Consider the following 25,930-nt stretch of genomic DNA (forward strand, 5'->3'; position numbering starts at 1 on the left):
AGTGTCCCCTTTTCTATTCTATATTTTCTCTTAAAAGTTTAACAGTTTCTCCAGGGTCTGCTTTTCCACGGGTTAATCTCATTACTTGACCCACTAAGAAGTTAAGTGAAGCTTTTTGACCAGCTAAGTAATCATCAACTGCTTTTGGATTTTCCTCAATAGCTTGTCTAACAGCGGATAATGTCTCATCTTCATTTACAACACCAAGCAAACCTAATTCTTCAGCAATTTCTTTAGGTGTTTTATCACTGTTTGGCATTTGTTCAATGATTTTATGAGCTGCTTTAGCGGTAATTTCTTTTGTTTCAATCATTTTTAAGTATTCAACTAAATCATCGACACTAATTCCACTATCTGCAAAGTCTAATTTATTATAGGATAATACTCTTTTAAGTTCATCCCTCATCCATTTAGCTGCAAATCTAGAATCAACTTCTTTTACAACTTCTTCATAACTAATAGCTAAATCGAGTTCGGAAGTCAATACTTTAGCAGATTCTTCATCAATGCCGTAATCTGCAACGAATCTTTTCACTTTATTGTGAGGTGCTTCAGGCATGGTGTCTAAGATTCTTTTGATAGTTTCATCAGAAATTTTCATTGGTGGAAGGTCTGGGTCTGTAATAAAACGATAATCATCAGCATCTTCTTTTAATCTCATTCCGACAGTAATCATTTGAGATTCAAGATATGCACGAGTTTCTTGCTTAACTTCAACTCCTCTTTTCATAAGATTTTTCTGCCTTACAAGTTCGAATTTCAATGCTTTGTATGCACCTTTAATGGAGTTAACGTTTTTCATTTCTACCCTGTTTCCTCCATTGATGGAGATGTTAACATCTGCTCTCATGGTTCCCTCTCCACGGGCTCCTCCACTATATTGCAAAACACGAATTAATTCTTTTAAGAAGTTTCTTGCTTCTTCAGGAGATTTTATATCTGGTTCAGTTACAATTTCAACTAACGGAATTCCTGAACGGTTGAAGTTAACAGTACCTCTGTCTGGTTTAAATTGACCTGGATCTTCTTCAGCGTGAATTTCTCTAATTCTAATTCCATTTAGTTCACCTTTAATTCCAATAGGAACTGAAGTTCTTTGATATCCTGAAGGCAAATCAGGATAGTCATAATGTTTTCTCATGAAATAAATGACATCCTGATCAATTTCACAGTTAAGCATTAAAGCAATCATCAGTGCATTTTCCAATGCTTTTTCATTTGTAGGATGTGGTTTTGCACCTGGTTGATTAAGACAAACTGGACAGATGTTTGAATTAATTGGTGCATCCTGGTAATTTGTAGGACAATCACAGAATAATTTTGATTCAGTTTCTAATTGCACGTGGATTTCAAGTCCACACATCATATCGACATCGTCACTAATAGTAATTCCTCCCTTTTAGGATAATTTTTTATACTATCATCATATTTGTTCATTTCAATTTATAAACATTGTTAAAAAATAGGATATTGGTAGGGATTTTAAAATAATAAAAAATAAATAAAAATTGATGAACTAGTTTTCAAACTCATCAATTAATTTTTGAGCTTGATTCCAATCGTTATGGTCATCAATCTCGGTCCATTTAAGTCCATTTGTTAAAACATAATCAATTGTACTGATATTGCTCAATGTTTTATATGCAAAATCATAATAATTCTGTTTATCTTCATCCATTAAGTCTTCAAGAATTTCATTAAATTTAACTATGTCATTTTTAGATACTTTTGAAACACCAATAAATTCCCCTGTAGAACTAGGAATATCAATCCCTTTTCCGATTTCTTTTATAGTTCCATTGGCTATTGATTTATCTTCATCAAATATTTCATTTTCAATAATTAATTTAAATGACTCCTCGTTTAAATCTTTAAAATTATCTACAATTAAACTGGTATTTTCTCTTTCAGCTATTCTTGCGATAATTTCAGGATCAACAACATTGTCTCCATTAATTAATATAAAATCGTCCATCTGATTTTCTTCAATGTATTTGCTTGCGATATATGTTGAAACGGAAGTGTTGGTAACGTCATATTTTTCATTTTCTAAAATTCTAATGTTAATGGAATATTTTTCTTTTAATTTAGGAACTACATCTTCTACTTTGTCTTTATTGTATCCAACAATCACAATAAATTCTTTAATATCTTCTGCCATTAAATTTCTCATCATTCTTTCAAGTAAGGTCATGCCATTCACTTCAAGTAATGGTTTTGGTATGTCCTTTGTAAGCGGCATTAATCTAGTGCCCATTCCTGCTGATAAAATTACTCCAATCATTTTTTCACCTTTTATTCAAATTTGTCCCATAACATGTTAAATGCTTTAATAGGATTTGTCCTTTTAATAATTACATCATAAACAAAATCTACAGTATCACTATTGATGTCATATTTAGTGCAAATATCCTTTATTGCTTTAATAGAATTTTTTCCTTCAAATACAATGCCACTTGCAGCTTCATCAATAATTAATCTTTGGCCGTATAAAATTCCAAGAGTGTGGTTTCTACTTTCAGAAGAAGTTGAGGTTAAAATTAAATCTCCAAATCCACAATATTCGTGAACTGTATCGCAATTGCCTCCAATTGCCTCAATGATTTTAATGGTGTCCTTAAAACTTTTAGTTAAGATACTGTATCTGGCATTCTCATTGATGTTCATTCCTTCACAAATTCCGTTAGCTATTGCATTTATATTTTTCAAAACACCACAAAGTTCAATTCCTTTAATGTCATCAATTATTTTAACTTTAAATTGTTTAGTTGACAATACCTCTTTAACTTTTAGGGAGTTTTCACGTTTTCTTGATGAAATATTTGTCACTGTTGGCTGCTTTATCATTATTTCTGATGCAAAATTGGGTCCGGATAATGCAACATAATTTTCATCAAAATATTCAGATATTAAATCGCCCATTGTTTTAAGAGAAGGATATTCAATCCCTTTTGCTGTGGTAACAAGAATTACATCATTAGAAATTACTTCTTTTAAGTTTTTTAAAGTTTCCCTAAAAGCAGAAGAGGGGATTGCTAAAAATATAATTTCGCATTGTTTTAAATCATTCAAATCAGTTGTTGCTGTAATATTTTCATTTAATTTTTGATTAGGATAATACTGTGTATTGTATCCAGTAGTATTAATATCATCACACAAATCTTGATTTCTCGCATGTAATAATATTTGATCTACATTTTCACTTATTGTTTGTGAAATTGCTGTACCTAGTGAACCGGCTCCAATAATGCCTATATTTAATCTCATTTTACACCTTGTTTTTTAATTATTTTAATGTTGTAATTAATATTTATTTTTTAAAGATTCTTTAACATATTGTTTAATGAATTTATCCAATTCGGGGGAAACTTCACTTTCTTTAGATCCCAATTGGGTTTTATCAGTGAATGTTCCTTTTAATTGTCTTCCAGCGCATTTAACTTCTTCTTCAACTCTTTTACCATATTTTGTTCCAAACATTTTAAACAAGGGGAATTTTGTTATTCCATTTGCTCCACTCAGAATCAATATTCCGATATTTGCTAGATTATCAATCCATGTTCCGCAGATTATTTCAATATCTGGGAAGGCTAACCTTACTTGTGCTACAACTTGAGCATAATAAAGTGAAGGGGGTTGTGAGGAATTTGAATAAATGGTGTCTTTGTGAGGATTAAGCGAATAAAAGATTACTCTATCAATTTTATGATATCTAATATAATCTATTATATATGAAACATCATCAAGAGTTTCTCCAAGACCTAAAATTATTGTAATTGCCTTTTTAAATCCTAAATCTCCTGCAATATCTAACATATTACTAATATCATCTAATTTTTTAGAGGGACAAACTTTTTCGTGTATTTTGGGATTAGCTACCTCAACTGCACCGGTTATGCCTTTAATTTCTGAACTGTACTGATTTAATTCATCAGTAATTCCAGTATTTAACCAAACTCCATCTCCAGTGATATTCTTTATATTTGTGGCGATTTCTTTAATTTCTTGAGTTGTAAAGGATTCATATCCTCCAGATAGGAATTCTATATTCCAATCAAGGCGTCTGCACATTTCAGCTTCAGCATATATATTATTAATATTTCTTCTAGCTTTCTTTGGATCTTTTATTTTTTCTTTTTGTGTGGACATATAACAAAAGGCACAATCTCCTTTATCACACCACCAAGATAAGAATACTGCTCTTTCCAGAGTTATTAAATCGCCATGTTTCTTTAAAGTAATTTCATTGGCTTTTTTAATTAGGTCAAATATGTTAAAATCCATGTTATTATATATGCTCCTTAAAGTTTATATACTGCGATGACTAATTTATGTATGTTGACGATTTTTTCCATAAAAGTTTTAGAAAAATCAAAACATTTATATACAATGTAATGTATAACTATTATTACTGTTTAAAGTCTTTGATTTTTAATCATGGGTTTTATTTGGTTAAGTTAGTTGGGTGTTTCATGCCATCGTAGCTCAGTAGGTAGAGCGTTCGGCTGTTAACCGATTGGTCACAGGTTCGAGCCCTGTCGATGGCGTTTTTGGGCCCATAGCTTAGCCAGGTAGAGCGTCCGGCTCATAACCGGAAGGTCATGGGTTCGAACCCCATTGGGCCCATGGTATCTTAAAACTTTATTTATTATATGTGCTCCGGTGGTGTAGTCCGGCCAATCATTTCGGCCTTTCGAGCCGAAGACTCGGGTTCGAATCCCGGCCGGAGCATTCTAAAAAATTTTGTTAAGATTTTTAATGGTTTCTATGTATCCTTTCTTTTAAAGCGGGGGTGCCCGAGAGGCCAAAGGGGACAGGCTTAGGACCTGTTGACGCAGGTCTACCAGGGTTCAAATCCCTGCTCCCGCACTTTAACAATTTTTTTTATTTAATTTAATAAATGCCGGGGTAGGGTAGGTGGTCATCCTCCAGGACTGTGGATCCTGGGACTCGGGTTCGAATCTCGGCTCCGGCCCCATTTATAAAAACTATTTTTTCAAATTTTAGAATACTTAGCAAATGCTCTCTCATTTTATTTATATAATGTTAAAATCAAATTATTTAATCGAGTGTTATTTATGGCAAAAAAAGGATCTGCTGAAGAAAGGGATTTGGTACATAAGTTGTGGAATAGGAAGTTTGCTGCTATGCGTGCTCCCGCTTCTGGAGGTGCTACTAAAAGACCTTTACCTGATGTTTTAGCGGGAAATGGTAAAATTTATTTAGCAATTGAAGTTAAAACAACTACTAAAGAAAGAATTTATATTGAAGAAGAACAAATTACTTCCCTTTGTGAGTTTTCAAAAATATTCGGTGCCAAACCTTATATTGGGGTGAGGTTTAAATACACTAAATGGATATTTTTAGAACCTGAAAATACTCCTAGAACTAGAAATGGAAACTATCGTGTTGAAAAGGATTATGCACTTGAAAAAGGTTTTGAAATTGATGAAATAACCGGTATTGATAAGCAAATGAAATTTGAATAATTGCAAATATTTATATATTATTAAAATCAGATTTACTACTGTATGTTATGTGGGGTTATGGTGTAACCTGGCAGCATCGGGGACTCCAGTTGTCTTTGAAGAAAATATACGCGTAACTGAACAGTACCTGTTGTGATGAACAATTGGAGTACTGAGGCAAGAGACATCCCCGGATTGGGGTTCAAATCCCTATGACCCCATTTTTATACAAAGTTTTTTCAAAACTTTTAATTACTTTTTAAATTATACTATCTTTCATGTCAAATATTGTTTTTATAATGGGATTTAATTATGATTCAAATTGTTATTTAATTAATGATAGCATTCTTGTTGATACTGGTGCTGGACATAACAAGGATTATTTATTCTCAAAACTCAAAGAAAATGGCGTCAAACCGGAAAATGTCGAATTAATTGTAAACACTCACTGTCATTTTGATCACATTGGTGGAAACTATTTATTTCCTAATGCAAAGATTGCGGTTCATGAATTAGATGCAATTTCCATGAAAAATAAAGATTCATTAGGCACTTCACTTTCTGCTTTTGATTTTGAAGGGGATAACTCTAGAGTGGATATTGAGCTTGTTGATGGCGATAAAATAGAAGATTTTGAAGTTATTCACACACCGGGACATACTAGTGGTGGAATTTGCCTTTGGGATGGCGAAAACTTAATTAGTGGAGACACTATATTTGCCGGTGGGGGTGTTGGTCGAATGGATATTGGTGGAAGCTATTCTGATATGAAAAACAGTATTGAAAGATTATTGGAATTAGATGTTAAAAACATCTACCCAGGTCATGGACCAATTGTTGAGCAAAATGGAAAAGAACATATTAAAATGTCTTATTCATTGCTCTAATTTTTTAGAAACCTTTTTTAAGGTTCCTCTTTTAACAAGGATAGAAACTTTTTCTCCGCGAGCTATTGTATTGTCTGGTTGAGGTATTACAAGTTCACCGTTTTGATATGTAGCAATAATGATGTAGTCTTTTGTAGGGGATACTTCTTTAAAACGTTTTCCAATAACTTTATCATTAGTTATTGTCATTTCAATAATTTCTGCATCACCTTCACCGATTGTGGTTAATGTAGATACTCTTGGATTAGTAACATATTGTGCTAAGTCTTTTGCAGCACTCATTTCCGGACTTATTACTCTATCAATTCCAACTTCTTTAAACGCTTCTTCGTGTTCGGGGTTACTTACACGGGCGATAATTGTTTCAACATTATATTTTCTAACCAGAATGCATGAAAGTAAGTTTGCTTCATCGTTTCCAGTTGTTGCAATAAAAAAGTCAGCATCTTCAATATTTGTTTCTTCAAGCAATTTGGAACTAGTTCCATTCCCACATATAACTAATGCATCGAGTTCTGATGCAACATCATTACATAATGATTCATCACTTTCAATTAATGTGATGTCTGCACCATTATCAATTAGTAAATTTGCAAGGCCAAGTCCTACACGACCTCCTCCCATTATAATAGCATACATTATATTACCTCATCAAAATAATTAATAATCAATATTTATTTTAAGATAATATAAACCTATCTTTTAAATACTTCGAAAAATGCTCTTAGTGTAATTAATACGGGATATATTTCCAATCTTCCACTCCACATGTTAAATATGCACGCGAGTTTTAAAGGGTCTTCAAGAGAGAAATTTATCTCTCCAAGGATCACACCATTGTTTCCTTGAATTGAAATGGTGTCAAATAAACTATTAAATGGATCGTGACCATATAAACAGAATAATGCCCAGCTAACCAGAATAAAAATCATATAAAGGGTAATGAAGTTTCCGCTGTCACTTACGGTTTTTTCATTTACTTTTGTTTTTGAAATTTTTATTGGAACAACCCTACCTTCGGGTGATAAAATTTCACGAATATGTTTATAAATCCCTTTAAAGAATACAATGACTCTTGAAAGTTTAATTGCACCAACTGTGGAACCACTTGATCCTCCAATTAACATCAATGCCATTATACAGATTAATACGAATGGTGGCCATCCTATCATCACGTCAAAACTATTGACGCTGGCTCCGGTTGTTGTTGCAGCAGATACTATTGTAAAAAGTAAGTCTATTGGAACAATATCTGAGACAAAATAAAGTATAACGGCAACAATAGCTATTAAAGAAATCATCACTTTAAATTGCAAATCCTGAATCAAGGATTTTCCTCTTGTTTTAATAACTTTATAATGGACTAAAAAGCTTGTAGCTCCTAAAATCATTAAAACAATAGAAATTAAGTAAATCACATCATTGTGGTAAAACCCCATATTCGCATTTTTAATACTCATGCCTCCGGTGGAAATAATTGTAAATGTATTGCAAATTGAATCAAAAACAGACATTCCTGCAAGTAAATATAAGCAAATTCCCAGCACGGTATAAATTAAATAAATTTTAATAGTTTGCATAAGAGTAGCTTTAATACTAGGTTTCAGACGTTCTTCACGAGCTTCGGATTGGTACAATTTTGATGATGCGGTTCCAGGTCTTGTTAAGATTGCTACAGTCATAACAATAATTCCTAATCCTCCAACCCATTGTTCAATTGATCTGAAAAATAAGATACTATGGGGCAGGACTTCAACATTTTGATACATGGTAACTCCACTTCCAGTTAAAGCGGACATGCTTTCAAAAACTCCGTTGATGAAGCTCAAATCACTTACAAGTAGCATGATTGCTCCACCGATTACACTGGCCCATAGCCATGCAAGTGCTGAAATTATCATCCCATGTTTTAGGCGCATTTTATTTGATGAGTATTCTTCAAAGTATTTTGTAAAAAATAGTCCTAAACCTATTGAAATTAAACTGGGGATTATAAATCCTAAAAAATTAAATTCGAAATATATTAAGTCTACAATTATTGGAACTAAACACATTAATCCAATTCCAACCATTATCATACCTGAATTTCTTATAACTATATATAAGTCAGTTTTGTTAATATATCTCATTGTGTAAATATTGATTAAAATTCTATATAAATTTATAAGTATCAAAAGTTCAATATTAAAATATTAAGTTGGTATTATCATGGACCGTAAAACAATATTATTATTTGGATTCAGTATTCTTATTTTAGTCATAATGTTATGGTTTGTAGGAATCGATAAGGTTATTATGGCATTGAAAACAGCTAATTTATATATTATACTTTTAGCAGTTGGTGTTCAAGTTGTTACTTATTTTTTATACACCTTGCGTTGGCAGATACTCAACAATCTTGCTGATATGTATGTAAGTATAAGAAAACTGCTTCCAATGGTAATGGTAGGTCTTGCGGTCAATAACATTACTCCTTCAGGACGTGGAGGTGGAGAGCCTGTAAGAGCTTATCTATTGTATAAGGAGAAAAATTGTTTAATGGAAGAAGCTTTTGCAACTGTTGTTGCTGATAGGGCATTAGATACATTTCCATTCGTTGTTCTTGCAGCCATTACAATTTCTGCAATGACATTATACTTTAATTTTGACACATGGATGCTTGTTGTAATGGTTCTTGCAGTCATCGCGATTATTGCAGTTTTAATTGGTATTATTTACATGTGCATTAATCCTAATTTTGGAAAAAGGGTGGATGGATGGATTATTGGTCTTGTCAGACGTTTTTACAAGAAGAACTCAGAGGAATTTGAAGAAAAAATACATGGAATTATTTCCGGTTTCCAAGACACTATGAAATTATTGATTTCAAATAAAAGGGGTTTGTTGTACACTATTCCATTATCTTTTTTAATTTGGATTTTTGAAATTTTAAGAGTTTATCTGGTATTTTTAGCATTTGGCGCAAATGTTAATTTTGTCATTATTGGTGAAGTATTTATTGTAGCTTCACTTGTCGGTATGATTCCGTTGCTTCCTGGAGGTGTTGGGGCTATTGATGGGGTCATGATTCTATTTTACTCCGCAACAGGAATTCCATCTTCAGTTAGTGCAGCCGCAACTGTAATTGAAAGGTTAATCTCATTCTGGATGACCACCATAATCGGTTTGATAATATTGCCATATTATGGATCAGCTATTTTAAATAAGATATCCTTTTCATCATCTTCTGGTGAAATCGAAGAATCCGATGGCGACGAATCATCTGAGGAATAGGCGATTATTGTCTAAATATTGTTTGATTATGATCATGTTTAATTGCCTGATTTTACAACTTCTGTAATTTAGAAGTATCAGGTTTTTATTTATACGCGGAAACATTTAAAATTTTTATATGGAATATATTTTATTGTTCTTAGTTGGAGGCATTATTCTTGGATTGTAATTTACATTTTAAGTAAAATTCCATATTTAAATGAGTTCATTGGTGTTAAATGCTTTTTTAATCATATAATGTTTTTCCATGATGATTATTAAATAGAAAACTTTATTTTTATATATATTCATAAACTTTATTATCACAAAATATTTAATTTTTTAAAAAAATTTGGTGAAAATATGGAAATAAATGGCGTAGAAATTAAAGATACTTATGCAGAAGGTTTCGGAATCAAAGTAACTAGAATTTTAGTTACTGCAGAAACTGAAGAATTAGCAAAAATTGCAGCAACTGAAGCTACCGGTTACGGAACTTCTGTTATTGGATGTCCTGCTGAAGCAGGTATTGACTGCTTTGTACCGGCAGAAAACACTCCCGATGGAAGACCTGGTTATGTTATAATGATTTGTCAAGGTGGTAAAAAAGCACTAGATCATGAATTAATGGAAAGAATAGGAATGTGTATTTTAACCGCTCCAACCGCAGCAGCATTCAACTGTTTAGAATCTGAAGATACTTTAAACACCGGTGCAAAATTAAAATTCTTCGGGGACGGTTTTGAAGAAGAATTAGAAATTGATGGAAGAAAAGTGTTCTCCATTCCAATCATGTCCGGCGACTTCTTAGTAGAATCTGACTTCGGATACAAAAATGGTGTGGCTGGAGGAAACTTCTTTATCTTAGCGACCGAACAAATGATTGGTGTAGCCGCAGCTCAAGCAGCAGTTGAAGCTATTTCTAAAGTTGAAGGCGTAATTACTCCATTCCCTGGAGGTATGGTCGCTTCTGGTTCTAAAGTAGGATCCAACAAATACTCAAAATTCTTAAATGCATCCACTAACGAAAAAATGTGTGTAACTTTAAAAGACAAAGTTGATTCAGACATTAGAGAAGATGCTAACGGAGTATTTGAAATAGTTATCGATGGTGTTGATGAGGAATCTGTAAAAGCAGCTATGAAAGCAGGAATTGAAGCTGCTTGTGCTGTTGAAGGTGTACTTGAAATTTCAGCAGGTAACTTCGATGGTAAATTAGGTTCTGCTATTATGCATTTACACGAATTGTTCTAAAGAATTTAATTCTCTTCATTTTTTTTTATTTATTGAGTATTTCTTTTTGAGTTAGCTTAGCTATCTCTTCATTAGATAAATTAACACCAATAATCTCTTCTTGTTTTCTTAAATCTTCAAGCAATTTATCAAAAGTAGTATTATTAGGTCCTGAAATTAAATGGGAGTGGATATTATTTGCACTTCGGTATAGGTTATCTAATGCTTGTTTTTGATCATCATGAATGCTTAGGCGATTTACAAATCTCTGACCATCTGCTATGTTCATTGTTTTAATTTGGCGGGTAAGTGTTGTTTCAATCCCCGGTAAGTGATACTCAATATTTTCTAATGTACATCCATGTTTAGTTATTATTTTAAATTCCTCATAAATTTCATCGGAGTTATGTCTTACAGTCACTCTTAAAAGATGAGGACTTGCAGATTCATAATAAAGGCCTTCCCCTCCAATCACTTCAGGGGATACAATTTTATTTGCTCCAGCTTTTTTAAGTCTTTTAATATTTTCAAGTTTACTGGCTCTTGATACAATCCATGCATCAGGATTTGTTTCTCTAATGGTCAATACTATAAATAAATTAGTTACATCATCTCCAGTACAGACTATAACGCTTCTACATTTAGTTCCTGCCAGCTTTGCAATTAAATCATTTTCTATGGCATCGCCATTTAGGATTACAATGTTTTTCTTTTCTTCAATGTTTTCACATTTTTCCTTGTCTTTTTCAATAACAATTACATTCTGATTTCTATCGGTTAACTCATCAAAAACCACTTTTCCAACTCTTCCTAAACCACAAATAATATAATAATCTTCCATATTTTCAATAGCTTTCAATTTTCTCGCTCCCTTTGAATACTTGGTCATTTTTTCCTGGAAATTTGTTAACATCATATTAAATACATATGCAAGTAAAGCAACTCCTGCAAGGGCTAGGGATGTTGCAAATAATTTTTCGATTCCTGTTTGAGGAAGATAATCCCCATATCCAACAGTTGCCATTGTAATGGTCGCATAATAAATTGAATCAATAAGGTTTAAGTCCATTATAAAATAAGAACCTAGGATACCATAAATAAAAATGGCCATAATTATTATTAATCCATTACTAATGTATTTTGTTGGAAGTTTTGTTAAAATTTTAAATGTTATTTTTCGCATATGATTTTTCCTAAAACTTAAGATAATTATACTTATATACTCTACTATATTTTAAACTATAATGTGTTTTGGCAATGGATAGTTCAAATCAACAAAGTTTTTGAAAGAGTCTGAAAACATAAGAAACATAAGTATCATAAATTTCTTTTATGTTAGTTATGAAATTCATGTTTTCTAATGAAAATTTTTAAATATTCTAAAAAACATAAGAAACATAAGTATCATAAATTTTTTTTATGTTTATCATGAAAATTATTAATAGAGGTTATAACCATGAAACATAATCCTTTTAGAAAACGAACAGGAATTCTTCCATCTTATTTCACTGGTCGTGAAGAAGAACTAAATGAACTTAAAAAAATATATCAATCAACCAAACAGGGGGTTCCTGGTCATTTAATATTATATGGCTCAAAAGGGATTGGAAAAACATCATTATTATTAAAGTTTCAAGAAGAATTAACTAATTTTGATGATGTATACTCAGTTAGAATTCCATTAATAGAAGGAAATTTTGAAGATATCTATACATTAATAATAGAAAAATGTTCCGACACTTTAGATATCAATATCAGTCATTTCTGGGAGAAAATAAATTTATTAGGTATCAATATACCCTTAATTGGAGGCATATCTCTATCACGTGAAATACCTAAAACCAGCCCAGCCATTGCATTTGAAAAAATATTAAATGTAATTTATGATGAGTTAGACTCTGACAATCCGGTTTTAATCTTATTGTTCGATGATCTTCAAAGGATAATGAGCAATGAAGAAACAATGAAGATACTAAGCATTTTACAAAATGCTCTTGTAGAATTAAATTTAAAAGGAAAAAATATAATGTTTGTAGCTACAGGTTCAGAGGATATTTTCTACAGAATACAAGATAAACTCGACTCTGCAGTACGAATATTCGAACCTTATCTAATAGGACCATTATCATACGACGAAGTATGTGAAGCAATCAATATTCCAATTAAAAAACAAAATGTAAGCTTTGAAGAAGATGTTTTAAAAGAAATATACGAATTATCTAATGGAATTCCATATTATATGCAAATTTTAGCTTACAACTGTTTTGACGAAATCAATGAGGGGAATAAAGTAACAATGGCTGAATTTAAAAAGGCATCTATACATTCCTTAAATATTTTAGCTCAACGAGAATTTAAAGTATTATTTAGCAAATCCACTATGGAAGAAAGAAAAATACTATGCTTGATGGCTGAAAGTGATGAAACAGTTTTATCCTATTCTTATATAAAATATAATGCTAATTTAAACTCAGAACCCTCAGCATTATTAAAAAATTTAATTAAGAAAAACATGATAATCAAACCAGCAAGAGGCAAATATAAATTAAAAAACAATCTTTTCAAATCATACCTACAAAATCTAGGGATAAATCAAGATACTGGTTTAATCAACTATTAATGCATTGTTCTTTTTATAATAATGAGACAATAGCAACCTTTATTTTTTTTCTGTACGTATTGTCTTGTGTAGTGAGCTAATGGGAGTATGTGAAAAATTATGTCATCTTATGGGAGTAACTAATAGGAATAAGTTTGTCCGTTTTGTGAACAATTTAAACAATGTTTGTTTATTATATTTTTCATATAAATTTAGTGATAAAGCTATTGCTAGGAATTTAATCAATTTTCGTAAAGTTTTGGATTTGAAAAAATTTAATTAATAGTAAATACAATACAAGTATTGTTGTAGATATTAAAAGTGTGGGATATTATGCGTCCTATTGATATGATGGTTACAGATTTTAATTGCGAATATTTGGGATTGTCTCGATTATGTTTGATGGAATCGGCTGGAAAGTCTTTAGCTGAAGAAATAGGCAAAATTGCAGTTTATACATTTTCAAAACCTGTTAAAATAGTAATTTTTACAGGCTCTGGTGGAAATGGTGGAGATGGTTTTGTAGCTGCAAGATATTTGTTGAACAGAGGTTATGATGTAGATATTTACATGCTAAAGGATAATATACGTTCAGCTGAAGCTAAAATAAACTTTGATATTTTGCAAAACATGCATCCTCGTCTATCACACTTAACAATTTATAATTTAAAAACTCTTGAAGATATTGATAATACTGAGGTTAATAAAAACTCTAAAGGGGAATATATTATTGTTGATGGACTTTTAGGAACTGGAATTAAAGGGAAACTTCAGACTAATATTAAAAGAGCCATTGAAGTTATTAATAAGTCAAATGGAATTAAAATTAGTGTTGACGTGCCTTCTGGAATGGATCCATTAAACGGTGAGGTAAGTGATTTGGCCGTGATTCCTGATTATACAATTAGTTTTCATAAAATCAAGGATGGTGTAAGGTATGCTGATGAAAAATGTGTTGGAGGTCTTGTAACTGCCGATATTGGAATGCCGTTTGAAGCCGAATACTTTGTAAGTTATGGGGATTTTTTAAGACTTAAAAATAGAGATTCATCATCTCATAAAGGAAACAATGGACGTTTGTTAATCATTGGTGGAAGTAATGATTACTCTGGTGCGCCTGCGATTGCAGGTATGGCAGCTATTGGCGCCGGTGCTGATTTGGTCTATGTTGCAACACCTGAAAAATCAGCTGAAGCTATCAAGGCAACCTCTCCTGATTTAATTGTAAAATCACTTGAGGGGGATAAACTATCATTAAGTCATGCTGATGAGATATTGTCAATTGTTGGTGATGTTGATGCTGTTTTAATGGGTCCTGGCGCTGGAATTGATGATGAAACTTCAAATTTATTCAATGTTTTAGCTACAAAAATTAAAAAACCAATTATATTGGATGCAGATAGCTTAAAACAAGTTAATTTATCATTACTCAAAAATCGTGAAGATATTATATTGACTCCTCATATCTTTGAGTTTAAATCATTTTTCAATGTTAGTGATGATTTAAAGTTGGACATTAACTCATATGACTTTAAAAAGGTCGATGAAAACATATCTGAATTTCAAAAAATCACTGGTCAAATTAAAGGGACTGTTCTAGTTAAAGGCAAATATGATTTAATATTGTCAGGCACTCGTTTTAGAATTAATAAATCTGGCAATGCCGGAATGACTGTTGGTGGAACTGGGGATGCATTAGCTGGAATATGTGCCAGTTTGCTTGCACAAGGCCTAAATTCATTTGACTCTGCTGCTTTAGGAGTTTTCATAAATGGTGTTTCAGGTGATAGGGCGTATGATGATAAAGGAAACGGCTTTTCAGCAACTGATTTGGTATCATACATTGGTAATGTGATTAAAGATGGATTATGTTAGGGGAATTTTTAAAGCAAGACCTAATCGCTTTATTGCTGAAGTAGAAGTTGATGGTAATAAAGAGATAGCTCACGTACCAAATACTGGAAGATGTAAAGAGTTATTGGTTGAGGATGCAGTCGTTTGGCTTAAACCATCAGACAATCCAAATCGAAAAACTAAATTTTCACTGCATTTTGTTGAAAACAAGGGAGTGTTAGTATCACTTTACTCTCAACAAGCTAACAGTATTGTATATGATGCAATCATAAATGGTAAAATAAAAGAGCTTGAGGGTTATGATTACCATGTAAGAGAAAAAACAGCCGATAACTCCAGAATAGATATATACTTGTCCCGTGAAGATGAGGAATGTTATGTTGAAGTAAAGGGAGTTACATTAATCGTTGATGGTGAAGCAAGATTTCCTGATGCACCAACCGAACGCGGTGCGAAACATCTAAAAGAATTGATAAAACTTAAAAAAGAGGGAAATAGATGTTGCGTGTTTTTCTTAATACAGCATCCGATTGGAAAGTTCTTCAGACCCAACTGGGAAAATGATCCTAAATTTTCACAAACTTTAAATGATGCATACGATGCCGGTGTTGAAATACTAGTCTACAGATGCAATAATCAACTAGAAGGAATAGAATTAGTTCCTGAATCTTTAGATTTTGATTTGGGAGAAAACATCACCAATGGCATCGTTAATGACTAAACTGGCAATGTTGTCATAAGGTGTTTTGCTTTTGTTAATTAAAACCAAATTTTCACCGTTGAAGTAATTTATTAATCCGGCGGCAGGATAAACAACAAGAGAAGTGCCGCCAATAATTAAAGTATCGGCTTGAGATATTAGGTCAACTGAAAAATTTAAAACAGCATTTTTTAAAGGTTCTCCATATAAAACAACATCAGGCTTAACAATACCTCCGCATTCACACCTTGGTATCCTTTCACTTTCTAAAACATGATCTAATCCATATTGTCTGTTGCAAATTTGACAGTAGTTCCTATGAACACTTCCATGAAGCTCTAAAACTTCCTCACTGCCTGCCTTTTCCATCTCTGCTAATTTTAAATGAGCCGGATTGGGATGGGCATTCTTAAAAACAAGTGTGTCTTTATAATATTCGAAAAATTCCTCGGTATGGTCTAGATAGTAGCTATGGGAGATTATATTTTCCGGAAGGTCTCCATATTTTTCTAAACTTTTATAAATTCCGCTTTCAGACCTAAAATCAGGTATTCCACTTTCTGTTGAAACACTGGCGCCTCCAAAAAACACAATATTGTCTGAATTATTGATAATTTCTTGTAATTGGTTAATTTTAGACATGTTTTTATTTATATTGTTAATAAATAATTAATTTTTCATCAGTTGATGAATAAACATTTAAGTATTATATTTTATAGAATGATTATTAACAACTTGTTGGTAATGATTGGGAATTTTATGGATAGTAATAATTCAACTCTAGAATGGATGCTTCATTGGTCACTGCCGAAGTACAGTCCCCGAAATAGTCAGGTCAGACTCATCAATGAAATTAACGTTGCAATAAAAAAAGGATTTAAAAATATCATTCTCGAAGCGGGAACAGGCATTGGTAAATCTGCAATAGCTACAACCTTAGCCAATATGTATGATGATTCATATATTTTAACAATGACTAAACAACTTCAAGAACAATATTTGGATGATTTTGAAGAGATATTGGTCGAAATTAAAGGTCGTGGAAATTATAAATGTAATTATAAAGGTAGCTGTGACTTTTGTATTAAGGCGGAATACAATTTAAGAAGATGCTGTGATTGTGAGTTTAGAATAGCATTTAAAGAGGCCCAGAAAGCTAAAAATGTCATTACTAATTATGATTTTTTATATTATGGGGGTGTTGTAAATCCTATTTTGGATTCTCGTGAATTGCTAATTTTAGACGAAGCACATAATTTGGAACGTAAAATGTTAATGCTGTCTTCATCTGAGCTAAACCGTGAATATATATCCACAAAATTTGGTATTGATATTTTTGAACCAGTAATGCATTTTACAAAATCAATCTATGATTTAAAAAGAAATCCAGAGTATTGGATTGGAATTTGCAATGATTTAATAAGGGAATGCAAAAAGAGAATTAAAAAAATTGAGGGAGATGCTAACAAGTCTGTTCAAGTTTCATTAGATGAGTTTGAAAGCAATCCTTCAAAGTATTCTGATTTTGATTATGTTGAAAAGCAAAATCTGGAACAAGACCTTAAAACATTTGTTGAAATTAGTTTGGGACTATCTAGTAAGGATCTAATTATTGATTTGCCTGATAAAGATATTATATTGGATAATAAAATGGATATTTCAGCTGAATTCAAACCATTTTCTGTTGTAGATGACACTCAAAACCTATTAAGCTTAGGCAACATCCGTATATTTTTAACAGGTACATTGGGAAGCAAAGACAAGTTCTGTAAGTGGAATAATATTGATCCTGATGAAACTCATTATATTTATGAAAAAAGTCCATTTGATGTGGCAAAAAGACCAATTTATATAGATTTCGTTGGAAGAATGAGTGGTAATGGACGTAGGGGTCCTAAATGGAAGAATAAACGAGCTATTGATAAAGTCAAGGAATTGCTTGATAAACATGAAAACGAAAAAGGTGTTATTCACACTTCAAGTAATGAACAGGCATATTGGATTATAAATCAATTAAAAGATTATCCGTTAGTTTTTGTTGGGGGTGAAAACAGAAACGCTGTATTAAAGAAATTTAGTTTATCTAAAGGCAATAGTGTTTTGATTGGAGCTTCCATTAAAGATGGTGTTGATTTTAAAGGTGATTTGTGCAGATTCCAGATAATATATAAAATTCCTTATCCTCAATTAAATGAACAAGTAAAGTATAGAAGAGAAATTGATCCTAAATGGTTTTACTATCAAACCGTAATGGCTTTAATGCAAGCTTATGGTCGTGGAATACGTGATGAGGATGATTGGTGTGTAATGTATATAATTGATTCTAGTTTTAAAGAGTTATTTGAATATAATCGTGGCTTTTTCAATGAATATTTCACAGAAGCCGTACAAAAAGAAGTAAAGGGATAGCTTGAAAGCTATCTGTTTAATTTTTGATGATTTGCAGCTTGAAGGCCGTGGTATTTAATCATGCCTTCGACTTCTCTTTGGTCAGTTTCTTTGTCTTCAAAGGTAATTTGTTCAATGCTGTGTAAGCTGAAAGGAGATTTTCTAACGATTGGTTGGATTGAACCTTTAAACAATTTCATTACAACTTCTCCACTTACTCTTTCTTGCATTTTATCAATTGCTTGGTCTAAATCTTCTCTTAAAGGTTCTTGCCAGAGAGCTCTGTATACTAAATCAGCATAAAGTGTTGACATGTATTCTGCAAATCTTAATTCGTCAGTAGTTAAAACTAATTCTTCTAATGCTTGGTGTGCTGCGATTAATAATTTTGCACCGGGGGTTTCGTATATTTCCCTGCTTTTAAGACCAATCATTCTGTTTTCAATTGTATCTACTCTACCGATACCGTTTTCACCGGCAATTTCATTTGCTTTTCTGATAATGTCTATTAATGGCATCATTTCACCATTTATAGCAACAGGTATGCCTTCTTCGAATTCAATAGATACTTTTTCGGGTTCTGCTTTGGCATCTTCCCAGGATGCAGTCCATTCATAAATATCTTCTGGAGGTTCGTTTGCAGGATCTTCTAATACATCTCCTTCAATAGCTCTTCCCCAGAGGTTTTCATCAATACTGTAAATTTTATCGTAACTTAGTTCAATACCTTTAGATTCAGCATATTCTTTTTCTTCCGTTCTGGTTAAATTCATTTCTCTGATTGGTGCAATAATATCTAAGTTAGACATTGCAAGAATAACTGCTTCAAATCTAAATTGATCGTTTCCTTTTCCAGTACATCCATGTGCAATTGCAGTTGCTCCTTCTTTTTCAGCTACTTCTATGATTTTTTGAGCAATCAGTGGTCTTGCAAGAGCAGTACTTAATGGATATCCTTCATATTCTGCATTTGCTTTAATTCCGCGTGAGATGTATTCGTTTGCAAATTCTTCTTTAGCATCGATATTGTAGTGTTTTAATCCACCAATTTTTGACGCCATAGTTTTTGCTTTTTCCATTTCTTCTTCACCTTGCCCTACATCTACACAAGCAGTAATAACTTCTACATCATATTCTTCTTCTAATAATTTAACACACACGGAGGTGTCTAACCCACCACTGAATGCTAAAACTACTTTATCAGTCATTTAATCACCATATAATAAAAATAAGTTTTATATAACATAATATATTTTTAATAGTATTTATAATTTTTAAAAAAAGTTGACAGAAGAGAACTCTTAATTGAGGGTTATAATTGAGGTTGAAAAGTTATATGGGCTTTGAAAAATCAAAACCTCAATTAAGAGTCTCGAGTTTAAAGTATCGAAATACTTTTCATCTCTTGTTTATACATTATTCTTCATTATATATAAAAGTTTAGGTTTACCTAAATTTTTAATAATAAGTCATTCTTTTCGCAAAAATTAATCAATCTCTCATAAGTTGGATCAACTTTTAAAGTATTCTTGTTGCCAATTATGATTAATTTTCTTTTTGCACGGGTAATTGCAACATTTAATCTTCTCAAATCTCTCAAAAAACCAATATTTCCATTTTCATTACTTCTAACTGTGGAGATGATAATGATTTCTTTTTCTCTTCCCTGAAAACCATCTACCGTTTTAACCTCAACGGGGGTCATATCCTGGATAATTTTTACTTGGTCGGCATAAGGGCTAATGATTCCAATGTCTTCCTGATTTACACCTATTGTCAAATAATCTTGAGCAATTTTTGAGCTAATTTCTGCTTCGAAGTTATTGATAATGGATTTCGAATCTTTTAGATGGGTTTCCCCTTCTAAATCAACATCAGAGGTATCAATAAAAAGCAATGCTTCTTCATTTTGATCAGATTCGACAATGTCATTAATATTTATCTCATCAACACTTGAATCGCTCTTGAGGCTCTTGTTGTAGAATTCCTCATTTGGAAACTTCATAAGCAAACTATTCATGCGGTATTGGATATTTAATAACTGGGATTTAAAAGGATACATCATTATTAACTCTTCAAATAAAGTTTTTGAGAGTGCTCCTGCTCTATCGCTAATGATTGTTGGAGGCAGCTGTTTGTGGTCTCCTGCAAGGATAAATCTATGGGCTTTAGCTATCGGGATTAAAACACTTGGAATCGTAGCTTGGGATGCTTCATCAATAATTGCAACGTCAAATTTAACTCTTTCAATTGACTCAAGAGCTGCTGATGAGTTAGTGGCAAGTATAACATCACTTGTTTCAATGATGTCTTTAATCATTTTATTTTCAATTCTCTTTATCTCGTCATGGGCTTCGTCGATTTCTTGGTTAATTTCAATCCATTTGGCCATGGATTTCATCTTTCCAGAGCTAATTCCACGACCGCATTTTCCTTTTGATGCCATATGGAGAATATCATAATCTCCATATCCTCTACGATACTGCGGTGTTGGTTTGGTGTGGACTTTACGTTTTTCAATCAAATTATTGATTTTTTTATTAATTTTTTTAATTTTTTTATTTAGCTCATGATTTTCAACTTTATATGCTAAAGTTTGTGTAATATTGTGTTTTGAAACTCTTTGAGGATGACCAAGCCTTGTAAGATTTAGTTTTTTATTTTCCATCAATCTCTCTAAAATGTTATCAACAGCAGCATTACTTTCAGCAGTTGCTAAAACCTTATGGTTTTGACGTGTTTCTTGGGATATTAGCTCAACTAATGTTCTGGTTTTGCCCGTTCCAAAAGGACCATGAATCAAAAAAAAATTTTCACAGGATAATGCATCTTCAATAGCCGACTTTTGAGAGGAGTTGAGATTTTCATCAATGTATGAAATGTATGGGGCAGGTCTGTTTTTCCTTGGATTTCTATCTTTTAAGATGTATTCAAGAGCATTTTTACCTTTCAGACTTAAATGTTTCAAATTATCTTCCATTCTTCTAAATGTAATGTCATTAGCATATAAATCAAGCCTAACTTTCTTTTTAATTGCCCATCTTGGAACACGTTTGTCAAAAGCAACTTTGACGAATCTGGTGCCTTTTTCAGTAACTGTGCCGGTTAAATCACTTCGCAATGGATCTTCACTGCTTACTAAGACCATATCTCCAACTGATATTTCAGTGTCAATAGCCTCTGGCCTTCCAAACTGGACAATCTCTAAGCCTAACTCATTACCTAAACTTTTTCCTTTAACTTTATTAATGGCTCTTCCAAGTTCTTCTCTTTTTTTACCTGACATGGTACTTATTTCATATGTCATTAAGTCAATTTCAGCATCTCTTTCATAATTTATGAGTCTTATTAAGTTTTTAATATATTTCTTCAATTTAATCCCTTAATATTAAATAAGAGTTTCACAGTATAATTAATATATGCATTTTAGAAAAATTGAGCAATTTGGTAATTTGGAAATGAAGTATATTTCTGATTTTTCAGGAGGATATATTTCAAGAAATAATCATCTTTTGAAAAATTTAGAATTAAACAAATTAACTCATTTTGTTCTTGAAAAATGTGTTTATGGAACTCCTATGTTTAAATTGGGAAACAAGGGAACCAAAGTATTGATTTTATCCGGAATTCATGGAAATGAACTGCCGTCACAAATAGCTAATATGCGATTATTAAATAAACTGGTTTATAAAGATTTAAATTGTACAATATATTTCATACCATTCGCATCACCAAAATCAAGCATGAATAATGAGAGAACATTTAATGGAATGGATTTAAATCGTTCTACTCACATTAAAAACTCATTAAGTAATTTGATTCTTCAAAATGTTGAAAATTTGGGGATTAACTTTGTTGGGGACTTTCATTCAACTGCCTATAATGCAAATCCGGGTATGGAATCAATCTTTTCATCAAAATCTCCATCTCCTGAAAGCTATTTGATAGCAAATTATATTTCACAAAATATCGGTTCTGAAATAATTTCATTTGATTATGCTGGTTCATCATATAATGGTGCAGTTGAAGATGTCTGTAATTTAAAAGAAATTCCAGCTATTACTGGTGAGGTATTATCTCCATTTGCCAGTGTTGGAGAGGGTTCTGTTGATAGGTCATTTGCTCAAATGGAATGTTTTTTAAGTTATTTTGGTGTTTGATCTTGTTTGGTTATTGATAAATTCATGATATTTTTCAATTTAAACTTAAGAGAACTCCTCAAATGCTCTCTCATTAATTGTTTATAATATATAAATCATATTTTTATATTGGTGATTTAATTGTCTTCATATAAGGGACACTCAGTATTTGCATTATTACTAGCTTTGATGTTTTTTCACAATCCTCTATCAATTGCTTTAGCTTTAATCGGTGCAATTGTTCCTGATTTTGACCATAAATTCAAAAAGGATAATGTGTATAAGATAATTATTTTGGGATTGGTCGTGTTTATTTCACTTTATATCCTTAAATTGCCTTATTATATTGGATTAATCATTGTATTTTTAGGTGCGGTTTTCTATTTTTCTGAACATAGAAGTTTTACACACTCTATTTTTGGGGTTTTAACTTTAACTTCAGCTGTTAGCTTAATTTTAATTTGGGCTTATGAATTAGTAAGTGCTGTAACTATTTTAAATAATCATTATCTTTTAATGGCTATTTTAATAGTTCTTTTAAGTTTTTTATTCCTAAATAAGAAGTTATTGATGATTTTCATTCCATTATTTTTTATTAGTTTGTTTATCCTGCCTACAATTGAAATTTCTTATATTGAAATAGTTTTAAGCATATTTTTAGGAGTATTTTCACATATGGTTCTTGATTCATTCACTCCTGCTGGAATTAAGATATTTGCACCTTTATCTTCAAAAAAAGCTTATAGAAATTTTGGATTGAGCATGGTATTCTTATTGGCTGTAATTTCCATAATTTACCATATTCCTGTTTTATTTGTACTGTTCAGAAGTTATATTGGTTAATATCTGCAACTAAAGAATAGTCCTGAATTTTTAACCCATAAACAGAATTTTGAAACAATATAAAGTATCGGTAGTTCTATTAATGGTCCAATTACAAGGGCTATTGAGATTAACTCATGGCCGGGAAAGGAATTAATGGCTATTGCAAGAGCTAGTGGTGAATTGCGGGCCAATGTTGTCATTGTCAGGCTGGCATACTCGGAATATGTAAAATTAATCTTTTCAGATACTAATAAATCTATTATGGCATTTGCTGTGAAAAATAGGATTAATGGAATAAATATGCTAACGACAGAGTCTAAATTGCTAAACAACAAATCTCCCTGACTTGCAAATATGCAAAACACCGCAAGTGATAAGAAGCAAATCTGTAAAGATGAAAACGAATCAACCGCCTTTTCTTTTAAATCGGCATTTAAGATAAATTTAACAAGTTGGGCTGCAACTAATGGAATTACAATAACAATTAAAAGTGAGTATGCGAGTTGGGCATAACCCATTGTATTTCCACTTGAGAAGAAAATAACTAAATAGATTGGCAGCAATATAATTTGCAAGACCAAATTCATAGGCAGTATTGATAAACTTAGTGTTAAGTTTCCTTTCGCCATTTTTGTAAATACTAGATACCAATCAGTACATGGAGTTAATATTAGCATGAAAAACCCAATCAAGATATCAACATTTCCTTTTAAAAATAGGGAACCTAGAAAGTATCCAAAAAGGGGTGTCCATATGAAATTAATTATTAAGCTTGTTGATGTGAACTTAAAATTTTTAAAGCTGTCTTTTAGCTCAACTATTGGCACTTCGAGAAATACTCCGAAAAGCATTAAGCATAAGAATATATTTATCAGTTGTTCTGTGTTTTGGGATGTAATTTCTATGTTTGAAAATATCAATCCAGCTATTACTGCTGAAAATATGATTATTGGTTCAAGTTTTTCTACTAAATCCATATTCTTCACCTATTTTGGCATAACTAAATTTGTATATTGGCATATTTAATGTTTTATAATTTATTAAAAAATAGTTATTTTTCAATTAATCTGTTAATTTATGAGTATTTGATTATTTTTTGGGATGCTTTTCTTTAGAAATATTTTTCCTATAATATTGGGTAACAGTTATATATGCTAAACTATAAACTAATTTACAAATTAACTTAACGGAGATATAATATATGACAATTAAAGTAGAAGTTTTTTCAACCAGTACCTGTCCGCACTGTCCTGCAGCTATTGACGCAGCTCAGCAAGCAAAAAATAAATTAGGTGATGTAATGGATTTTGAATCAGTTAAAATCGATGATCCTAATAATCCAGAAAACAGACAAAGAGCAATTGATTATCAAATTATGGCCGTTCCTACAATTGTGATTAATGGGGAAGTATCATTTGTTGGGGCACCTAGTGCTGAAGAATTAACTACTCATATTGAATCTTTATTATAGATTCTCTCTTTTTTTTATTTTTAAAATGAATAATGAAAATTATACTGGTGTTACAACAGGTACTGTAGCAACGGCTTGTTCTCTTGCAGCTTTGGATGCAATTTTGGATTCGCAAGATATTGCATGTGTTAAAGTTGAAACTCCAAAAAAAACTTTGGACATCCTAATCGATGAATGCAAAAAATTTTCATCCACTAAAGCTCAGGCAATAGCTCATAAAAATCCTTATAATGACCCTGATGTTACTGTTGACCTTGCAATAATTTCAACTGTTGAATTGTTAGATAAAACAGGTGGGGAAGTTAATGTTGTCATAACTGGTGGTGAAGGTGTTGGTAAAATCACAAAACCGGGTCTTCAAATTCCTGTAGGGGAGTATGCTATAAATCCTGTTCCTCGCCGTATGATTTTAGAAAATTTAACAGACAAAATACCTGAAGGAAAAATTGCAAAAGTTACTATTTCTATTCCTGAAGGTAAAAAGATAGCTAAAAAAACAATGAATCCAAAATTGGGCATCGTTGGTGGAATATCAGTTTTAGGCACTACCGGCATTGCAAGATCAATGTCAAGTGATGCATATAAAAATTCCATTGTAACACAATTGGATGTTGCCATAGCATTGAATTTAGATAATTTAATATTTGTTCCAGGTAATATTGGTGAAAAATTAGCTTTAAAACAATTAGGGGTTTCTAAAGAACAAATTATTCAAACGGGTAATTATGTGGGGTTCATGTTTGAAGAAGCTGAAAAACGTGGAATAACCAAATTCACTTTCTTTGGACATATGGGTAAATTAATTAAGGTTGCAGGAGGAATATTCAACACCAAACATGCTATTGCTGATGGAAGACGTGAAATAATGGTTGCACATGCTGCATTATGTGGTGCAAATCAAAAAGACCTTCAAAGATTATTTGATTCAAAAACAACTGATGATATGATGGATATTTTAAATGAACTGAATATTTCCGTTGAAGTTTCAAATAGTATTGCTGATGCTATCTCTGAGAGATGCCATCAACGTTTTGATTTAGATTTAAATGTTATCTTGGTGGATATGGAAGGCAATTATTTAAACAATAATTTCATTAAATAATATACATTGAAA

General features: G+C 31.8%; 23 protein-coding genes and 6 tRNA genes. 18 read left to right on the forward strand and 11 right to left on the reverse strand.

From position 1 onward, the window contains the following. Positions 1–13: 13 nt before the first annotated feature. The 4 genes from gatB to Q9968_RS06565 form a co-directional block, all read right to left on the reverse strand. Positions 14–1,366, reverse strand: a complete 1,353-nt coding sequence (gene gatB, locus Q9968_RS06550; protein ID WP_305514675.1) for an Asp-tRNA(Asn)/Glu-tRNA(Gln) amidotransferase subunit GatB — start codon at positions 1,364–1,366, stop codon at positions 14–16. A 150-nt stretch (positions 1,367–1,516) separates the two neighbouring features. Then, entirely contained in the window at positions 1,517–2,284 is a 768-nt protein-coding gene (locus tag Q9968_RS06555; RefSeq protein ID WP_305514677.1) for a phosphocholine cytidylyltransferase family protein, read from the reverse strand. An 11-nt stretch (positions 2,285–2,295) separates the two neighbouring features. Then, the gene (locus tag Q9968_RS06560; RefSeq protein WP_305514679.1) at positions 2,296–3,267 is read right to left on the reverse strand and encodes an NAD(P)H-dependent glycerol-3-phosphate dehydrogenase; all 972 of its coding nucleotides are present in this window, start codon (positions 3,265–3,267) and stop codon (positions 2,296–2,298) included. A 36-nt stretch (positions 3,268–3,303) separates the two neighbouring features. Then, on the reverse strand, positions 3,304–4,284 hold the full coding sequence (locus tag Q9968_RS06565; protein WP_305514681.1) for a radical SAM protein: 981 nt from the start codon (positions 4,282–4,284) through the stop codon (positions 3,304–3,306). Between the two features lie 190 nt (positions 4,285–4,474). On the opposite strand from Q9968_RS06565, the gene Q9968_RS06570 reads away from it, so the two are divergent. The 8 genes from Q9968_RS06570 (at position 4,475) to Q9968_RS06605 (ending at position 6,355) form a co-directional block, all read left to right on the forward strand. Next, positions 4,475–4,547: transfer RNA gene (locus Q9968_RS06570), tRNA-Asn, on the forward strand. A 5-nt stretch (positions 4,548–4,552) separates the two neighbouring features. Then, positions 4,553–4,626, forward strand: a tRNA-Ile gene (locus tag Q9968_RS06575). Between the two features lie 30 nt (positions 4,627–4,656). Next, a tRNA-Glu gene (locus Q9968_RS06580) sits at positions 4,657–4,731 on the forward strand. A gap of 55 nt (positions 4,732–4,786) precedes the next feature. Beyond that, a tRNA-Leu gene (locus Q9968_RS06585) sits at positions 4,787–4,869 on the forward strand. 33 nt (positions 4,870–4,902) lie between these two features. After that, positions 4,903–4,978: transfer RNA gene (locus Q9968_RS06590), tRNA-His, on the forward strand. A 100-nt stretch (positions 4,979–5,078) separates the two neighbouring features. Next, complete coding sequence (gene hjc / locus Q9968_RS06595; RefSeq protein ID WP_305514683.1) at positions 5,079–5,489, forward strand: Holliday junction resolvase Hjc; 411 nt, start codon at positions 5,079–5,081, stop codon at positions 5,487–5,489. A gap of 51 nt (positions 5,490–5,540) precedes the next feature. Then, positions 5,541–5,689, forward strand: a tRNA-Trp gene (locus Q9968_RS06600). 57 nt (positions 5,690–5,746) lie between these two features. After that, positions 5,747–6,355 (forward strand): MBL fold metallo-hydrolase, encoded by a 609-nt coding sequence (locus Q9968_RS06605; RefSeq protein ID WP_305514685.1) that lies wholly within the window; start codon positions 5,747–5,749, stop codon positions 6,353–6,355. On the opposite strand, the gene Q9968_RS06610 is transcribed toward Q9968_RS06605, so the two are convergent. Together Q9968_RS06610 and Q9968_RS06615 are read right to left on the reverse strand one after the other, a co-directional pair. Continuing rightward, on the reverse strand, positions 6,344–6,994 hold the full coding sequence (locus Q9968_RS06610) for a TrkA family potassium uptake protein (protein ID WP_305514687.1): 651 nt from the start codon (positions 6,992–6,994) through the stop codon (positions 6,344–6,346). The genes Q9968_RS06605 and Q9968_RS06610 overlap by 12 nt on opposite strands. A gap of 56 nt (positions 6,995–7,050) precedes the next feature. Further along, positions 7,051–8,484, reverse strand: coding sequence for a TrkH family potassium uptake protein (locus Q9968_RS06615; RefSeq protein ID WP_305514689.1), 1,434 nt, complete (start codon positions 8,482–8,484; stop codon positions 7,051–7,053). A gap of 79 nt (positions 8,485–8,563) precedes the next feature. Here Q9968_RS06615 and Q9968_RS06620 point away from each other — a divergent pair, with 79 nt between their 5' ends. Both Q9968_RS06620 and fhcD read left to right on the forward strand, forming a co-directional pair. Beyond that, positions 8,564–9,628: a UPF0104 family protein gene (locus Q9968_RS06620; protein WP_305514691.1), complete on the forward strand. Its 1,065-nt coding sequence runs from the start codon at positions 8,564–8,566 to the stop codon at positions 9,626–9,628. Between the two features lie 342 nt (positions 9,629–9,970). After that, positions 9,971–10,861, forward strand: a complete 891-nt coding sequence (gene fhcD / locus Q9968_RS06625; RefSeq protein ID WP_305514693.1) for a formylmethanofuran--tetrahydromethanopterin N-formyltransferase — start codon at positions 9,971–9,973, stop codon at positions 10,859–10,861. Positions 10,862–10,886: 25 nt separating this feature from the next. On the opposite strand, the gene Q9968_RS06630 is transcribed toward fhcD, so the two are convergent. Continuing rightward, on the reverse strand, positions 10,887–12,023 hold the full coding sequence (locus tag Q9968_RS06630) for an NAD-binding protein (protein ID WP_342765948.1): 1,137 nt from the start codon (positions 12,021–12,023) through the stop codon (positions 10,887–10,889). A 273-nt stretch (positions 12,024–12,296) separates the two neighbouring features. Between Q9968_RS06630 and Q9968_RS06635 the strand changes: the two genes are divergently transcribed. From Q9968_RS06635 to sfsA, 3 genes are all read left to right on the forward strand, one after another. Continuing rightward, entirely contained in the window at positions 12,297–13,460 is a 1,164-nt protein-coding gene (locus Q9968_RS06635) for an ATP-binding protein (protein WP_305514695.1), read from the forward strand. Between the two features lie 312 nt (positions 13,461–13,772). Continuing rightward, positions 13,773–15,314 carry an NAD(P)H-hydrate dehydratase gene (locus tag Q9968_RS06640; RefSeq protein ID WP_305514697.1) on the forward strand — a complete coding sequence of 514 codons (1,542 nt, stop codon included), beginning with the start codon at positions 13,773–13,775 and terminating at the stop codon, positions 15,312–15,314. Beyond that, positions 15,301–16,014 carry a DNA/RNA nuclease SfsA gene (gene sfsA / locus Q9968_RS06645; RefSeq protein WP_305514699.1) on the forward strand — a complete coding sequence of 238 codons (714 nt, stop codon included), beginning with the start codon at positions 15,301–15,303 and terminating at the stop codon, positions 16,012–16,014. The genes Q9968_RS06640 and sfsA overlap by 14 nt, the downstream gene beginning before the upstream one ends. Here the strand turns inward: sfsA and Q9968_RS06650 are convergent. Then, positions 15,964–16,635: an NAD-dependent deacylase gene (locus Q9968_RS06650; RefSeq protein ID WP_305514701.1), complete on the reverse strand. Its 672-nt coding sequence runs from the start codon at positions 16,633–16,635 to the stop codon at positions 15,964–15,966. The two genes, sfsA and Q9968_RS06650, sit on opposite strands and share 51 nt — an antisense overlap. A gap of 117 nt (positions 16,636–16,752) precedes the next feature. Here Q9968_RS06650 and Q9968_RS06655 point away from each other — a divergent pair, with 117 nt between their 5' ends. Beyond that, positions 16,753–18,402: a helicase C-terminal domain-containing protein gene (locus Q9968_RS06655; RefSeq protein ID WP_305514703.1), complete on the forward strand. Its 1,650-nt coding sequence runs from the start codon at positions 16,753–16,755 to the stop codon at positions 18,400–18,402. A gap of 8 nt (positions 18,403–18,410) precedes the next feature. On the opposite strand, the gene Q9968_RS06660 is transcribed toward Q9968_RS06655, so the two are convergent. Together Q9968_RS06660 and Q9968_RS06665 are read right to left on the reverse strand one after the other, a co-directional pair. Continuing rightward, a complete protein-coding gene (locus Q9968_RS06660; protein ID WP_305514705.1) occupies positions 18,411–19,589 on the reverse strand; it encodes an argininosuccinate synthase in 1,179 nt (392 codons plus the stop codon). 242 nt (positions 19,590–19,831) lie between these two features. Then, positions 19,832–21,754, reverse strand: coding sequence for an IGHMBP2 family helicase (locus tag Q9968_RS06665; RefSeq protein WP_305514707.1), 1,923 nt, complete (start codon positions 21,752–21,754; stop codon positions 19,832–19,834). Positions 21,755–21,839: 85 nt separating this feature from the next. Between Q9968_RS06665 and Q9968_RS06670 the strand changes: the two genes are divergently transcribed. Together Q9968_RS06670 and Q9968_RS06675 are read left to right on the forward strand one after the other, a co-directional pair. Further along, the gene (locus Q9968_RS06670; protein WP_305514709.1) at positions 21,840–22,541 is read left to right on the forward strand and encodes a succinylglutamate desuccinylase/aspartoacylase family protein; all 702 of its coding nucleotides are present in this window, start codon (positions 21,840–21,842) and stop codon (positions 22,539–22,541) included. A 120-nt stretch (positions 22,542–22,661) separates the two neighbouring features. Then, positions 22,662–23,363, forward strand: coding sequence for a metal-dependent hydrolase (locus Q9968_RS06675; RefSeq protein ID WP_305514711.1), 702 nt, complete (start codon positions 22,662–22,664; stop codon positions 23,361–23,363). Here Q9968_RS06675 and Q9968_RS06680 read toward each other — a convergent pair. Further along, a complete protein-coding gene (locus Q9968_RS06680) occupies positions 23,360–24,322 on the reverse strand; it encodes an arsenic resistance protein (RefSeq protein WP_305514713.1) in 963 nt (320 codons plus the stop codon). The two genes, Q9968_RS06675 and Q9968_RS06680, sit on opposite strands and share 4 nt — an antisense overlap. Positions 24,323–24,546: 224 nt before the next feature. Here Q9968_RS06680 and Q9968_RS06685 point away from each other — a divergent pair, with 224 nt between their 5' ends. Both Q9968_RS06685 and cbiD read left to right on the forward strand, forming a co-directional pair. Then, complete coding sequence (locus Q9968_RS06685) at positions 24,547–24,816, forward strand: thioredoxin family protein (RefSeq protein WP_305514714.1); 270 nt, start codon at positions 24,547–24,549, stop codon at positions 24,814–24,816. A gap of 25 nt (positions 24,817–24,841) precedes the next feature. Beyond that, a complete protein-coding gene (gene cbiD / locus Q9968_RS06690) occupies positions 24,842–25,918 on the forward strand; it encodes a cobalt-precorrin-5B (C(1))-methyltransferase CbiD (RefSeq protein ID WP_305514716.1) in 1,077 nt (358 codons plus the stop codon). Positions 25,919–25,930: the final 12 nt, after the last annotated feature.

Source organism: Methanobrevibacter sp. V14 (genome assembly GCF_963082475.1).
GTDB lineage: Archaea > Methanobacteriota > Methanobacteria > Methanobacteriales > Methanobacteriaceae > Methanocatella.